The sequence below is a fragment of the Chengkuizengella marina genome, from assembly GCF_009910845.1.
Lineage (GTDB): Bacteria > Bacillota > Bacilli > Paenibacillales > KCTC-33759 > Chengkuizengella > Chengkuizengella marina.
Window position 1 is genome coordinate 37,032 of record NZ_SIJB01000022.1, and the last position, 14,756, is coordinate 51,787.

Annotated in this window: 15 protein-coding genes and 2 other annotated features; of the genes, 3 read left to right on the forward strand and 12 right to left on the reverse strand. The window is 34.2% G+C overall.

What is annotated here, in order from left to right; all coding sequences use genetic code 11:
- Window positions 1–83: 83 nt before the first annotated feature.
- From ERL59_RS09345 to infC, 11 genes are all read right to left on the reverse strand, one after another.
- Window positions 84–1,913: a cation:proton antiporter domain-containing protein gene (locus tag ERL59_RS09345; protein ID WP_160645945.1), complete on the reverse strand. Its 1,830-nt coding sequence runs from the start codon at window positions 1,911–1,913 to the stop codon at window positions 84–86.
- Between the two features lie 168 nt (window positions 1,914–2,081).
- Window positions 2,082–2,531, reverse strand: coding sequence for a TlpA family protein disulfide reductase (locus tag ERL59_RS09350; protein ID WP_160645982.1), 450 nt, complete (start codon window positions 2,529–2,531; stop codon window positions 2,082–2,084).
- A 122-nt stretch (window positions 2,532–2,653) separates the two neighbouring features.
- Window positions 2,654–3,202 (reverse strand): peroxiredoxin, encoded by a 549-nt coding sequence (locus ERL59_RS09355; protein WP_160645946.1) that lies wholly within the window; start codon window positions 3,200–3,202, stop codon window positions 2,654–2,656.
- Between the two features lie 254 nt (window positions 3,203–3,456).
- Window positions 3,457–4,536 carry a 3-isopropylmalate dehydrogenase gene (gene leuB, locus ERL59_RS09360; protein ID WP_160645947.1) on the reverse strand — a complete coding sequence of 360 codons (1,080 nt, stop codon included), beginning with the start codon at window positions 4,534–4,536 and terminating at the stop codon, window positions 3,457–3,459.
- Window positions 4,537–4,681: 145 nt separating this feature from the next.
- Window positions 4,682–6,235, reverse strand: a complete 1,554-nt coding sequence (locus tag ERL59_RS09365) for a 2-isopropylmalate synthase (protein ID WP_160645948.1) — start codon at window positions 6,233–6,235, stop codon at window positions 4,682–4,684.
- Window positions 6,236–6,333: 98 nt separating this feature from the next.
- A complete protein-coding gene (gene ilvC, locus ERL59_RS09370) occupies window positions 6,334–7,326 on the reverse strand; it encodes a ketol-acid reductoisomerase (RefSeq protein ID WP_160645949.1) in 993 nt (330 codons plus the stop codon).
- Window positions 7,327–7,442: 116 nt separating this feature from the next.
- Window positions 7,443–7,928, reverse strand: coding sequence for an acetolactate synthase small subunit (gene ilvN, locus ERL59_RS09375; RefSeq protein WP_160645950.1), 486 nt, complete (start codon window positions 7,926–7,928; stop codon window positions 7,443–7,445).
- A 1-nt stretch (window position 7,929) separates the two neighbouring features.
- Window positions 7,930–9,666 (reverse strand): biosynthetic-type acetolactate synthase large subunit, encoded by a 1,737-nt coding sequence (gene ilvB, locus ERL59_RS09380; RefSeq protein WP_160645951.1) that lies wholly within the window; start codon window positions 9,664–9,666, stop codon window positions 7,930–7,932.
- A gap of 85 nt (window positions 9,667–9,751) precedes the next feature.
- Window positions 9,752–10,019: a binding site (T-box leader), on the reverse strand.
- A gap of 86 nt (window positions 10,020–10,105) precedes the next feature.
- Complete coding sequence (rplT, locus tag ERL59_RS09385; RefSeq protein ID WP_160645952.1) at window positions 10,106–10,465, reverse strand: 50S ribosomal protein L20; 360 nt, start codon at window positions 10,463–10,465, stop codon at window positions 10,106–10,108.
- A gap of 25 nt (window positions 10,466–10,490) precedes the next feature.
- Window positions 10,491–10,691: a 50S ribosomal protein L35 gene (rpmI, locus tag ERL59_RS09390; RefSeq protein WP_160645953.1), complete on the reverse strand. Its 201-nt coding sequence runs from the start codon at window positions 10,689–10,691 to the stop codon at window positions 10,491–10,493.
- 52 nt (window positions 10,692–10,743) lie between these two features.
- A complete protein-coding gene (gene infC / locus ERL59_RS09395) occupies window positions 10,744–11,244 on the reverse strand; it encodes a translation initiation factor IF-3 (protein ID WP_160645983.1) in 501 nt (166 codons plus the stop codon).
- A gap of 37 nt (window positions 11,245–11,281) precedes the next feature.
- Window positions 11,282–11,413, reverse strand: a sequence feature (ribosomal protein L20 leader region).
- A gap of 296 nt (window positions 11,414–11,709) precedes the next feature.
- On the opposite strand from infC, the gene ERL59_RS09400 reads away from it, so the two are divergent.
- The 3 genes from ERL59_RS09400 to ERL59_RS09410 all read left to right on the forward strand — a co-directional run bounded on the left by ERL59_RS09400 (window position 11,710) and on the right by ERL59_RS09410 (window position 13,939).
- Window positions 11,710–12,228: a phosphatase PAP2 family protein gene (locus ERL59_RS09400; protein WP_160645954.1), complete on the forward strand. Its 519-nt coding sequence runs from the start codon at window positions 11,710–11,712 to the stop codon at window positions 12,226–12,228.
- 166 nt (window positions 12,229–12,394) lie between these two features.
- Window positions 12,395–13,480, forward strand: a complete 1,086-nt coding sequence (locus ERL59_RS09405) for an MGDG synthase family glycosyltransferase (protein WP_160645955.1) — start codon at window positions 12,395–12,397, stop codon at window positions 13,478–13,480.
- Window positions 13,481–13,600: 120 nt separating this feature from the next.
- Window positions 13,601–13,939, forward strand: a complete 339-nt coding sequence (locus ERL59_RS09410) for a hypothetical protein (protein ID WP_160645956.1) — start codon at window positions 13,601–13,603, stop codon at window positions 13,937–13,939.
- A 74-nt stretch (window positions 13,940–14,013) separates the two neighbouring features.
- Here ERL59_RS09410 and trmB read toward each other — a convergent pair whose 3' ends face one another.
- Complete coding sequence (trmB, locus tag ERL59_RS09415; RefSeq protein WP_160645957.1) at window positions 14,014–14,682, reverse strand: tRNA (guanosine(46)-N7)-methyltransferase TrmB; 669 nt, start codon at window positions 14,680–14,682, stop codon at window positions 14,014–14,016.
- Window positions 14,683–14,756 lie beyond the last annotated feature (74 nt).

Here is a 14,756-nt window from a genome sequence, read left to right on the forward strand (position 1 = left end):
TATCAGTTAAGGACATTCTGATGAGAAGAAAAAAACCTCCAATTAAGGAGGTTATTCGTTCATTAAATTATCCAATTTTTGATTTACTCTACTGAAAATTTCAATTCCCGTATACTCTCTACATCACCACTCACTAGCAAGCGATCCCCTAATTCAATCTGTGTATTTCCGTGTGGAATAATAAATGAATCACCACGATAGATTCGTAAGATCAACATGTTTCCTGGAAGTGGTAAATTGTATAAATATTCATCATGATAGGTTTGATTATTCATCGTTACTTCACCAATAGAACCATCATGATGAGTAATTAATTTTACCGCACTTGGGTGTTCAACCAATGCTTTTAATAATGTTCTGGATGCGTATAAAGTAGAAAATAAAGATAAATCTTCTTCAGTTTGTACATTTTTAAATAAATCAGGATTTTCAATCCTAACAATAATGTTACTAACACCAAGTGTTTTAGCGTATCTAGCTAGTTCTAAATTGATATCATCATCCATCGTAGCAAATACGATGATATCCGTTTTAAATGCATCCAGTTGCTCTAATGATTTAGCATCTAAATGTGGAATTTCAACAAGGGGAAACCGGCTGTATGCTTCTTCCTTCGACTCATCATTTTTCGATTCTGTACTATATAGATTTACTTCATATCCTTCTTTTATCATATCTTGAGATATTGGTAAAGTGATATGATTGGCACCTATAATGGAAATAATTTTTGGCTTTTTAACGATCGGTGGAAAGATTTGATTAAAAAGTATAGGTGCAAGTAAACAGCTGATAACAGCTACTAAAATAAGAGCCCCATGCATCGTCTCATCAATCGCTCCAATTTGTAATGCTAAAGCTGCAGCGGCAATAACTAGACTTAATGTTGAAGAAAGTAAAATCCCTGATCCTAACACTTCGCGCCATGGAAAGTGTCTTTTTAAAATCAAAACAGGAATCATTTTTGAAAGGAAAATGGCTGCCAATAACAACGGCATAAGGATTAAAATTTTAGCATCAGTAAATAGATCCCATAAATTTAGATTTACTCCTAACATGACGAAAAAGATAGGTATCAAAAAGCCATAACCAAATGACTCCAGTTGATGAACAAACTTTTTATCTGGTGCTAATAAAGAAACGATTACTCCAGCCAAAAATGCACCTAGTATGTTTTCAATTTCAAATGTTTCAGATAATACAACAAATAATAATATCAAAGCAAATACAGCTCTTGTTCCCATTTGTGCTGTGCTTTTTCTTAACACATCAAATAACTTGCCCTTAACAAAGTTCTTTAAGAATAAATAAGTAAATACAACTAGTCCGAAAAACACTAACAACAATAACATTTGGGTTACATTTTCTGACTGATAACTTATGTAAACAGCAAGTAAAATCATCGTAGCAAAATCTGATAATACGGCAACAAGTAAAATAATTTGCCCAAGTGGAGTGTCTGTTATTTTCTTCTCTTTTAGGACGGGTACTACAACACCTAATGATATCGTTGCAATGATTAACGTCATTAACAATGGATCTTCAATCAAATTCATCCATAATAACGTATAGGATAAACCAAAGGACACAACGAAAACACCCACTAGAATGATTAAAGATAATAATAGAGGATTTACTTTATTATCTTCCACCGCTTTTTTCTTCTTAAAGGAAGCAAAATCAATTTCCAATCCACTTAAAAATAATAAGTATATAAAACCAAATAATGATAATAATTCTAGCCATTGGTCCTCACTAATCAAATTTAATCCACTCTTACCTATGATTAAACCAGCAATAATTTCTGCAACAACGACAGGTATCATTTTTAAATGAAACCGATGAAGCAGAATAGGTACCAGAAAAGCTATTGTGACAACGATCATTAAAGAAGTTAATTCAGTAGTATGTTCCACTTTAAATATTTCCCTCCGTAATTTCTATATGTAACTTATTTTAGACTAGAGATTTATTTCTAAGATGTTGTCGGCTTTTTTTTTGAAAAAACTAGAGAAAAAACTTAAAAAACACGTTTCTTCTCTAGCTTTGGTTATCTCTATATTATTGTCTTTCCACTCTTTTTTTTATTCTTTTGGGGAAAGAATTTTATTAATACGTTGTTCAACCATTTTCAGTCCCTTTTCACCTGCTTGAAAATGGCGAAGTTGATGATTTTCATCAAACAAATAATAAGCTGGAACATGTTCATTTTGGAACCTATCTGTAATGGCATGCTGATTGTCTATCATAACTGGATGTTTTAATCCATATTTTTGAATGTTTTCTTTGGCAACATCAATATCCGTATCCTTTTCAGATCGAGGCATATGTACCCCTATTACTGTTAAGTTATATTGAGCCTCGTATTTTTCTCGCCATTCATTTATTTGTGACAAGCTTTCCTTACACAAATGACAGCTAACTGCCCAGAAATGGATTAAAACAGGTTTCCCTGTTAATTCATCTTTAGATAATTCTCCATTCACCCATTCAGACACACCTTGAAAAATAGGTAACTCTGTACGCAAACGCATTGGCATTGTCTTTCACCTCTCATTATTTTATCATAACTAACCTTATACTATGCTAATTTATACTTAAAAAGAAGAAACCCCTCTTACCTACAAATGCAGATAGAGGGGGTTATTAATAATACTTAGTTAGCTGTTAATTGTTTTTCCCCTGGTTTCCAGTTTGCTGGACATAAACCACCAGATTGAAGAGCTTGTAATATACGAACCGTTTCATCAACACTTCTACCTACATCGTTGTGGTTTACAACTTGATATTTTAACTCTCCATCAGGATCAATGATGAATAATCCACGAAGTGCAATACCTTCTTCTTCAATTAACACACCATAATCACGAGCTACAGATTTAGTTAAGTCCGCTGCTAGTGGGAAATTTAATTTTCCTAATCCATTTTCATCTACTGGCGTATTGATCCATGCACGGTGAGAGAATTTACTATCTGTACTTACACCTAAAATTTGTGTATCAAGATCTTCAAAAATACCACTTGCTTCACTTAAAGCTGTAATTTCTGTTGGACATACAAATGTAAAATCTAGTGGATAGAAAAATAAAACTAACCATTTTCCTTTATAATCAGAAAGAGATACTGTGCTGAAATCTTCCCCATTACCTAGTGCTGTTTCCATTGTAAAATCTGGTGCTGGTTTCCCTACTAAACGTTCTGCCATTTTAAAAGCCCCTCCTAAAAAATATAATATTTTAAGTTAAATGAAGCTACCAAAAAAACAATTATATGTAATGTTTTAATGGATAAGCATCATTTTTACTGAGTGATGTGTTCACATTAGAAATGTTATCACTCCACAAAACCAAAGTCAATAACTATATTGATTTTTTTTTAATAATTATTATAAATAACAAAATTATAAAATGTTTTTCCATTATTTTCATAGGTTTAAGAAGGAGATTATGGCATTTAAAATTATTTTTTCATTGCAGCTATAATTTGGTCACCCATTTGAGAAGTACTTAACACATTTGTTTGATCAGTAGATATGTCCCCTGTACGATGTCCGTAATCTAATACATTCTTCACTGCTTTTTCAATCAAATCTCCAGCTTTTTGATATCCAAATGAGAGTTTAAACATCAATGCAACAGAAAGAATAGTTGCAATAGGATTTGCTTTTCCTTGTCCTGCAATATCTGGCGCAGAACCATGTACAGGTTCATATAATCCAAAACTTCCTTCACCTAAGGAAGCAGAAGATAACATACCTATAGATCCTGTAAGCATTGCAGCTTCATCACTTAAAATATCCCCAAACATATTCTCTGTTACAATAACATCAAAACTGGAAGGTCTGCGTAATAATTGCATGGCACAGTTATCTACTAACACATGCTCTAATTCAACATCAGGATACTCTGGTGCAAGACGGTTCACTGTTTCTCTCCATAAACGGGAACTTTCCAACACATTTGCTTTATCAACTGAAGCTAGCTTCTTTCTTCTAGTTTTAGCAATCTCAAAAGCTTGTCTTACAATACGTTCAACTTCCATAACATTATAAGCACACGTATCTACTGCTTCTTCACCAAACTCAGTATTACGTCTAAATTTTTCCCCGAAATAAATTCCTCCTGTTAATTCACGAACTACAATTAAATCCGTACCATCTAATACTTCTGGTTTTAAAGTAGAAGCTTCCTTTAAACAATCAAATACAACCGCAGGTCTTATATTTGAAAATAAACCTAATTCTTTTCTAATTCCTAACAACCCAGTTTCAGGTCTTAATTCTTTTGAATTATTGTCCCATTTAGGACCTCCAACAGCACCTAATAAGACTGCATCAGAGTTTTTACACATTTCCAATGTTTCTTGTGGTAGAGGGGTGCCTTTCTCATCAATAGCAATACCACCAAATAACCCGTGTTCTATTTCAAATTGATAACCAAAAAGTTCTTCTGTTTTTCTAAGGACTTTCTTGGCTTCAGCCACTACTTCTGGACCAATCCCATCTCCATCAATGACTGCGATTTTTTTTATGTCAGACATGTTATCTCTCCTTATCAAAAAAATATCCTGCCTAACATAGGATGTGGCAGGTTATTTATTTTTTTATAAACTATTTTCTAGTTAAGAGCCACAAAAGTATTCGAATACTCCTTCTTGGAATTCTCTTCACTTTTGTGGGTATTATTTAAATTAAAGTAATATTTCCTCTCTTATTGACATGATCAGAATTTTTTTTGTCAATAATTCGGTTCACTGCATCAATGTAAGCACGTGCACTTGCATCAAGTATATCTGTGCTAACACCACGTCCCGTGACTGCAATATCACCTTGTTTCAATACAACATGCACTTCACCTAATGCATCTTTACCATGCGTTACCGATTTGATGGCGTAATCCTCTAAAGTAACATCTTCTTGGGTTGCTTTATCAATTGCATTATATATGGCATCTACAGAACCGTTTCCTTCTTGCGTTTCTTCAGCGATCGCATCTTCTTTAGTCTTAATTCGAATCGTAGCTTTTGGAATAGATTGATTTCCATAAGATAAATCAATTCGTTCAAGCGTAAAAAACTCTGGTGTGCTAACAAGCTTTTCTACTAACATCGCTCGAATATCTTCATCACTTACGTTTTTCTTCTTATCCGCTAGGTTTTTAAACTTTTTAAAAGCTTCTTTAATCTGCTCTTCATTTAGATCGTCATACCCCATATCCACTAGCTTTTCACTAAACGCATGTCGACCTGAAAGCTTACCTAATACTAATTTACTTTCTTTTAAACCAATTGTTTCAGGAGACATAATTTCGTAGGTTGTTTTTTCTTTTAACATACCATCTTGATGAATGCCAGATTCATGGGCAAAAGCATTGGAACCTACGATCGCTTTGTTACCTGGTACAGCCATTCCTGTCAATTTGCTCACTAAACGACTTGTACGATAAATTTCATTTAACTTTAAAGAGGTAGTTGCTTCATAAAATTCTTTCCTAGTTTCTAATGCCATTGCCACTTCTTCAATAGAAGTATTTCCTGCACGCTCTCCTATACCGTTAATAGTTCCTTCAATTTGATCTGCTCCATTACGTATGGCTGCTAATGCATTTGCTGTAGCCATCCCCAAATCATCATGGCAGTGTGCACTTAATTGAATATTTTCAATTCCAAGAACGTTTTCTCTCAAAGTTTTGAATATATTCCCAAATTCATCAGGTGTCATAAAACCTACGGTATCTGGAATATTCACAACAGTAGCACCAGCACGAACTGCCATTTCTGTCACTTCACATAAAAAATCCAATTCAGTTCGAGCTGCATCTTCAGGTGAAAATTCAATTTTACTAAAATATTTTTTTGCATATCGAATAGCTGCTTCTGCTGATTCAAGTACTTGTTGTTTTTCCATACGTAACTTATATTTGCGATGTATAGGAGAGGTTGCAAGAAATAAATGCAAACAAGGATCCTCAGCTTTTTTTAATGCTTCCCTCGCTGCTTCAATATCTTGCTCGCGGGAGCGAGAAAGTCCAATGATAGATGAATTTTTTACTGCCTCAGCTACTTCACTAACACTTTTCAAATCACCAGGTGATGCTGCAGGGAAACCTGCCTCAATACGATCAACTCCAAGCCGTTCTAATTGTAAGGCAATCTCCACCTTCTCTTGGGTATTTAAGTTCACTCCTGGAGATTGTTCACCATCTCTCAATGTTGTATCAAACACATATATCTTTCTCATCCCAAATCCACCTCCTAATATGGTTTTTCAGTACAAGGATGTACTGATGCCGACGTTAACCACATGGACGTGGTTGATATTAGTCGGCGTTCAATGATTTACTTTTTAATCCAATGCATCATTTCACGTAATTTTGAACCTACTTCTTCAATTGGATGCTCTGACTCTTGACGACGAGTTGCTGTAAAGAATGCACGATTCGATTGGTTTTCTAAAATAAAGTCACGGGCAAATTTCCCTTGTTGTATATCTTCCAATACTCTCTTCATTTCTTTTTTCGTCTCTTCTGTAACAATACGAGGACCGGTTACATAATCTCCATATTCAGCTGTATCACTGACGGAATAACGCATTCTCTCTAATCCACCTTCGTACATTAGATCAACGATTAGTTTTAATTCATGTAAACATTCAAAGTACGCAACTTCAGGTTGATAACCTGCTTCAGTTAATGTTTCAAATCCAGCTTTTACAAGTGCACTTACACCACCACATAATACGGCTTGCTCACCAAATAAGTCCGTTTCTGTTTCTTCACGAATCGTTGTTTCAATCACTCCTGCTCGTGTACAACCGATACCTTTAGCGTAAGCTAAACCAAGCTCTTTTGCTTTTCCTGTCGCATCTTGTTCAACTGCGATTAATCCTGGTACACCAAATCCTTCTACGTAAGTACGACGCACTAAATGGCCTGGTGATTTTGGTGCAATCATAAATACGTCTACATCTGAAGGGGGTACGATTTGTCCAAAGTTTATATTAAAACCGTGTGAAAACATAATTGCAGATCCTTTTTTTAAGTTTGGAGCAATCTTTTCGCTATATACGGTTCCTTGTGTTTCATCAGGCATTAAAATTTGAATAATATCTGCTTTTTTAGTTGCTTCATCCACTGTATATACTTGAAATCCATCGTTAGTTGCCTGGTCCCAAGAACGACCTTTACGTAAACCAATAATAACATTAATACCACTGTCTCTGAGATTTTGAGCCTGTGCATGCCCTTGACTACCATATCCGATTACTGCGATTGTTTTTCCTGATAATACGTTTAAATCTGCATCGTTTTCATAATACATTGTAACTGCCATTGAATAATTTCCTCCTTTTTTTTCTCCCTTGAGTGGGTAATACATAGTCTAAGAATAAAACCTTCTTAGACTATGTATACCCACTCAAAAGAGTCTCCCATGTTTTATAAATAAATTTAAACTCCTCTTATCATTGCTGCTACACCTGTACGAGTGATTTGAATCACTCCATATGGTTTTAATAATTCCACCATCGCTTTCACTTTTTCAGAATCTCCTACGACCTGAACCATAATGCTCTTTGGACTAATATCTACGATCGTTGCTCTAAAAGTTTCCACAACACCAATGATCTCAGGACGTATGGAAGGTTCAGCGTTCACTTTAATTAAAGCTAACTCACGTTCAACCATTGGATTAGCACTTATATCAATTACCTTGATTACATCGATCAACTTATACAACTGCTTTGAAATTTGTTCTAATTTATGATGATCACCATTCGTTACAATAATCATCCTGGAAAGGCCTTCTTCCTCAGACTTCCCAACTGTAATACTTTCAATGTTATACCCTCTTCGACCGAATAAACTTGCTACACGTTGTAACACCCCAGGTTGGTTGTTTACTAATATTGAAATGGTATGTTTTGTCGTATTCATATTACGAATCCCCCATTAACATTTCATCAATTGTGCTTCCTTGTTTTACCATTGGATACACATTTTCATGTTTTTCAACTATAAAATCGATTAATACTGGACCTGGTGTATCCATAGCTTCTTGCCAAGCTTTTTGTGCTTCTTCTTTATTGGTTGCTCTTAGCCCCTTTACTCCATATGCTTCAGCTAATTTCACAAAGTCTGGACTCCCAGATAAGTCGATATGACTATAACGATTGTCATATATGATCTCTTGCCACTGACGTACCATTCCTAATACTTGATTGTTAATGACAACAATTTTTACAGGAATATTGTTAATCGCACAAATCGCTAATTCTTGTGCACACATTTGCATACCACCATCACCATTGATGGATACCACAAGTCGATCTTGATTTCCCAATTGTGCGCCTATGGCTGCAGGAAAACCAAAACCCATCGTACCTAATCCACCTGATGTTATCCAAGAACGTGAATGATTGAATCTATAATACTGTGCAGCCCACATTTGATGCTGGCCTACATCAGTTGTAACGATCGCTTCACCCTTTGTTGTTTCATGAATCATCTCAATGACATATTGTGGTTTAAGATGATTGTCACCATCTTCATACTTAAGTGGAAATTCTTTTTTCATCTTCTGTAATTCTTCAATCCATGCTTCCGATTGTGCTGGTTTTGCTTTTTTATTTGCAAGTTCTAGAACCTTCTTCACATCTCCCACACAAGGAATTGCTGTTTCAACCACTTTTCCTACTTCAGCAGGGTCAACATCAATGTGTGCTATTTTTGCATTTGGCGCAAATCCTTCCACCTTCATCGTTACACGATCATCAAATCTTGCACCAATTCCTATTAACAAATCACAATTTTGAATTGCTTTATTTGCTGTATATGTTCCATGCATGCCCGGCATGCCTAACCATAAATCATTTGAGCTAGGAAAGCCCCCGATTCCAAGTAAAGTTGTAATCGTTGGAATATTGGTTTTAGTTACAAATTTTAATAATTCGTTTTGTGCTCCTGCATATACAACGCCGCCCCCTGCAAGAATCACTGGTTTTTTTGCCTCATCAATTGCCTTTAATAAACGTTCTATTTGAAGTTTATTAGGTAATACCGTTGGGTTATACCCACGAATACTAATTTTACTATCATAAGTAAACTTTGTTTTAAGTGCAGATACGTCTTTAGGAATATCAATAAGAACCGGGCCTTTTCTACCTGTTGAAGCTATGTGAAAAGCTTCATGAACGATTTTAGATAAATCTTTAACATCCCGAACTAAGTAACTATGTTTTGTAATCGGCATGGTGATTCCAGTGATATCTGCTTCTTGAAAGGCATCTGTTCCGATAGCTGTGCTCATTACGTTTCCTGTAATGATTACAAGTGGAACTGAATCCATATATGCTGTCGCTATTCCTGTGACAAGATTTGTAGCTCCTGGACCAGAAGTTGCTATACACACACCAACCTTTCCTGTTGAACGTGCATATCCATCAGCAGCGTGAATGGCTCCTTGTTCGTGCCTTGTTAATAAGTGATTAAAGTCAGGGTTTCCATGGATTGCATCATAAATATATAAAACGGCTCCTCCTGGATAACCAAAGACGCAATCAACACCTTCTAAAAGTAGTGAACGAAGCAAAATCTCTGATCCTGTAATTACATCCGGTTGCATCAACTTAGCATAAAGTTCTTTATTTGTAGCCTTTAACGTCTGGGTGCTCATCTTACATCCTCCTCTCAAAATAATAAGATTATAACTATTTTTAAATACCAAAAAATCCTTTCATCCCACTGCTCTACTAAAGCAAAAATGGGACGAAAGGATTTTCCTTACGTGGTACCACCCAACTTTGTTACATACTTCACAATATATAACCTCAGAAAGTAACGATTAAGAAATAGCTGTCACTTACAGCATAATAACGTATGCCTACCGATTCCCCCTACTAGGTTAAACCTTTCAGGAAAACAGCTCCAAGGCGAGCTCGTAAATAAGGGTTATGGCAAAGGTTTCAGCAAATCCTCTGCTCTCTGTTCACAGTGCCCTTATTCCTTTATCCTTTTCATAGCCGATGATCCATATGTGATTGGGTAATGATTTTTAACTATTATATATACTACTTAAGTTTAAGTCAACATATTTTCATCGGAATGCAAAAAATTTAGGCATTAATTTTTTCTTTTGCTACATTTGCTAGGTTAGTGAAACCTTGTGTATCATTTACTGCAAGGTCTGCAAGCATTTTACGGTTAATATCTACACCTGCAAGTTTTAAACCATGCATTAATTTACTATAACTTAAACCATTAGTTCTAGCTGCAGCATTAATACGTACAATCCATAATTTACGGAAATCACGTTTGCGCTGACGACGGTCACGATATGCATATAGCAATGATTTCATAACCTGTTCATTTGCTGTTTTATAAATTCTATGTTTAGAGCCAAAGTAACCTTTAGCAAGTTTCAATACTTTTTTACGACGACGACGTGCAACATATCCACCTTTTACTCTTGCCATCTTCTTCTACCTCCTATGTTCACTATTATTTAAGATTTGATAATTGTTGAGCTAAACGTTTAACGTCACCTTTAGCCATGATTGGTTGAGTTTTCATTAAGTTTTTCTGTCTTCCTGACTTTTTAGCTAACAAGTGGTTTTTACCACGTTTATGTCTTTTAATTTTACCCGTGCCTGTCACTTTAAAACGACCTTTTAAACTGCTGTGAGTTTTCATTTTAGGCATAATTGTATCCTCCTAAGAATTAAAGTATATTTCCTGAATCAGCTTTGGACATCTATTTTTTTGTTATCGGAGCAAGCACCATAATCATGCTTCGACCATCAAGTCTAGGTCTACGCTCAACTTCGGCATACTCTTTAACGTCTTCGATTACTCTATCAAGTACTTTTTTACCAATGTCAGCATGTGTAATCTCACGACCACGAAAACGAATCGAACACTTCACCTTATCTTCTGCCTTAAGGAATTTGATTACATTACGCAGCTTAGTTTGATAATCGTGTTCTTCGATTTTAGAGCTGAAACGAACTTCCTTAATATCCACAACTTTTTGATTTTTACGTGCTTCTTTTTCTTTTTTCTGTGCTTCATAGCGATATTTACCGTAATCTATGATACGACAGACTGGTGGTTTAGCTGTTGGAGCAACAGCAACTAGATCTAAATTTGCATCATATGCTAAACGTAACGCTTCTTTAATGGGTTTGATTCCAAGCTGGTCTCCCTCGGCTCCAATTAAACGAACCTCTCTAGCTCTTATAGATTCGTTAATGATATGTTCTTTAATAACGTGTCACCTCCGCTAAAAATTTAAAACAAAAAAAATGTGAGCAGATTCATTCGCCCACATCATTTATTTCATCTCACAAAGAGATAAGATTTATCATTTGAACCAGCTAACAGCATGTTAGTCAGGTGAGAAGCGGGCGCTTCTGCTTGTTGATTTGTTCTAACTATAAAAAGATACCACATGGAATTGCTGTTGTCAATTTGTTTATTCAATAAACACGAATTGTTCCTTTCAAGTTTAACATATGAATTAAAAAACACCATGAAAAATAAACTCATTTTATACAATTTTTTTATATAGTTTTTATATTCCTTTTACTATTCTATAGTATTATAAAGAGAGTTAGAGATATATCTTAAATTAAAAGTGGAAAAATCAACAAATTTCCTTTAAAATTACCCATACAACACTTTCTTTTCAGACGTCAGGTTTAAAAGGTGGGAATGGAATATGTTATATCGATTAAAAACGATTGAAAATCAAATATTTTTCTTTATAAATGTAAAACTAAAAAATAAAATATTAGATATTGTCATGACAAATATTACTCATTTAGGCGGAGCTTTATTTACCATATGTGTTACTTTAGCGTTGTCTATTTTTGCATCTGCTCCATGGAAACATGTTGCTTTTATGAGTTTAGTATCATTAAGTTTAAGTCACATTCCAGTAGCAATCATTAAAAAAACTTATAAAAGATTAAGACCTTATCTAGTTATTAAACATGTAATCACTTATAAAAATCCATTGAAAGATCATTCTTTTCCATCAGGTCATACCGCTGCTATTTTTTCAATTATTATACCTTTTATCATTAGCATACCTGTAATGACTATCATTTTGCTGCCATTAGGTTTCATCGTTGCAATCTCTAGAATATATCTAGGACTACATTACCCATCTGATGTATTTGCAGGTTTAATCATTGGTACATTAACCGGTATATCCGTGACAAACATTTTAGGATAACTTAATCTAGAAAGCTTTTTAGTTTCAAATGGGAATTTTTTTTTGAATTTCTGCTCGCCGATCGGGGAAAATTAATTTTATCATCAATCATAATATTTATGAAATAGAATTTGGAAATAAATATTAGTTATTTTAAAAAAACGATCAGAAGTAGGTGAGCGCTGTTTTGCAACAAAAAAATGTACTCATTTTATCAGAAGGATTTGGGACAGGTCATACACAAGCTGCATATGCCATTTCTGATGGGTTAAAAAATCAATTTATTGATACCAAAGTAATTGAATTATTAAAATTTCTTCATCCAAATTTAGCACCTCATTTCTTTAATGTATACCGTAAAACATTAAATGTACAACCCAAAATATATGAGAAACTGTATAAATCTCAATATGAAAATTCACTTAATCGTTTTACTCAAATGCTTCTCCATCGTATCTTTTACGCTAGAACTTATACATTTATTAAACAATTTCAACCAGATACTATCCTCTGTACTCATCCTTTCCCCAACGCCGTGATTGCCAGATTAAAAAGATTAGGACTTCAAATACCTTTATATACAGTACTTACTGATTATGTTATACATGGGGCTTGGATCACACCAGAGACAGATAAATATCTAATACCTACTGAAGAAATAAAAAGACAATTAATTAAAAAAAATGTACCTGAAGAAAAAATTATGATCTCTGGCATTCCAATACACTCTAAATTTTGGAAAACAAATGAAAAGTTAAAAATAAGGGACAAGTTTGGACTTCAAACTATGCCTACTGTGTTAATTATGGGGGGCGGCTGGGGAATGATGAAATACAATGAATTAATGGAATATTTATTGTTATGGAAGGATAAAATTCAATTCATTATCTGTATGGGGAATAATGATAAGGCTCGAAAAAAGATCATTTCAAATACTAAATTTCAACACCCTAATATCCATATTTTTGGTTTTACTAAAGCAATTGATGAATTAATGGATGTTTCAGATTTGTTAATCACAAAACCAGGCGGAATCACTTGTACAGAAGGTTTAGTAAAACAACTACCCATGTTATTTTATAACCCTATTCCAGGTCATGAGGAAGATAATTGTCAATTTTTCTTAAATCATCATCTGGCAGAAAAACTTACTTCAATTGAAGAACTAAAATTTTGGCTAAATCAGTTGGTGCAGCAACAAGAAATCACATTTCAATCAAATTCTTTTTGTACAACTCAATTCTCTGTAGATGAGATCAATTGTCTGATTTGAGAAAATTAAGACAAATTAACAGGTCCAATAATACAATCCCATCTCCAACTCACTGAATAAACTATTAATATATGAAACCTTATTGGTCTCATATAATTAATGGTTCATGGAGGTGAGAACGTGTCTAAACGAAAAAGTAAAACATGCCCTAAAAAAATTCAAGACTGTAATTGTTGTACAACATCATTGAAAAAAGCAATCGAAGAAAATTTTGATCAATTTGATCTAATTGGACTTACATTTTTTGGAGGAGTTAATATTGCTGTTGCTGTTGGTATCTTTATTGATGTTAGAGATGAAGTATTAGTTGCTAGAAACATTTTTAATATCCCTGGTACTGAATCAACAAGTTTTATCCCGTTGTGTGATATCTTAAGTGTAGATAAACTTGATAATCCTCCAACTCCTGCACCTGCTGAAGGAGGAAACCTATTTACCATTAAACCAATTAATGAATAAAATATCATCTTTATATAGATTAACCCTCCATGGTCAGATAATGACTAGGAGGGTATTTAACTGCAAAATCAATTTTATTTCAATAAAATCACTTCACAACGATGGATTCTCATCCCCTGTTCCACAAATTTTTCTTCATATTCTGTAAACACATGGTTTTCAGGCGTACCCTCTTTATGCAAGTCTAACTTTATATTTTTCATTTTTAAATCCAAATCAGCAAATGAATTTAAAGAAAACTCAAAGAGGGAAACAGAATCAGTTTTTAAATGAATTTCTCCCTTATCTTTTAAAACATATTGGTATTTATTCAAGAAATTTGTATGCGTTAATCGACGAGAAGCATGTCTTTTTTTGGGCCATGGATCACTAAAATTTAAATATATTTGATCAATTTCATTCTTTTCGAAAACTTCCTCTATTTTCTCTATATTCATTAAGACAAGTCTTAAATTATCTATGTTTGAAACCCCTTGTTCTTCCCTCAAATCATATGCCTTCTCACTTGCTTTTCTAACTAACTCATCATATAAATCTATCCCTATAAAATTGAATTCAGGATACTTCAAGCTCATTTCTGAAATGAATTTTCCTTTTCCCATCCCTAACTCTACGTGAATAGGATTGTCATTTCCAAAAATGTCTTTCCATTTGCCTTTATTAGCTTGTGGTTTAAGTTCAACCACATCTTTAGCGTTTTCTAAAAACTCAATTGTATCTGATCGGCGTCTCAATCTGCCCATGTAGATGTAACCCCCGTTTATCCTCTAAGTTCGTAATCATTGATATCTTATCATCAGTTATACTTTTTGAGCAA

Excerpts from the sequence above, each read along its gene's own strand:
- ERL59_RS09350 (WP_160645982.1), bottom strand. The coding sequence starts at position 2,531 with ATGCGTTTGCGTACAGAGTTACCTATTTTTCAAGGTGTGTCTGAATGG.
- ERL59_RS09355 (WP_160645946.1), bottom strand. The coding sequence starts at position 3,202 with ATGGCAGAACGTTTAGTAGGGAAACCAGCACCAGATTTTACAATGGAA.
- leuB (WP_160645947.1), bottom strand. The coding sequence starts at position 4,536 with ATGTCTGACATAAAAAAAATCGCAGTCATTGATGGAGATGGGATTGGT.
- ERL59_RS09365 (WP_160645948.1), bottom strand. The coding sequence starts at position 6,235 with ATGAGAAAGATATATGTGTTTGATACAACATTGAGAGATGGTGAACAA.
- ilvC (WP_160645949.1), bottom strand. The coding sequence starts at position 7,326 with ATGGCAGTTACAATGTATTATGAAAACGATGCAGATTTAAACGTATTA.
- ilvN (WP_160645950.1), bottom strand. The coding sequence starts at position 7,928 with ATGAATACGACAAAACATACCATTTCAATATTAGTAAACAACCAACCT.
- ilvB (WP_160645951.1), bottom strand. The coding sequence starts at position 9,666 with ATGAGCACCCAGACGTTAAAGGCTACAAATAAAGAACTTTATGCTAAG.
- rplT (WP_160645952.1), bottom strand. The coding sequence starts at position 10,465 with ATGGCAAGAGTAAAAGGTGGATATGTTGCACGTCGTCGTCGTAAAAAA.
- rpmI (WP_160645953.1), bottom strand. The coding sequence starts at position 10,691 with ATGCCTAAAATGAAAACTCACAGCAGTTTAAAAGGTCGTTTTAAAGTG.
- ERL59_RS09400 (WP_160645954.1), top strand. The coding sequence starts at position 11,710 with ATGTTATATCGATTAAAAACGATTGAAAATCAAATATTTTTCTTTATA.
- trmB (WP_160645957.1), bottom strand. The coding sequence starts at position 14,682 with ATGGGCAGATTGAGACGCCGATCAGATACAATTGAGTTTTTAGAAAAC.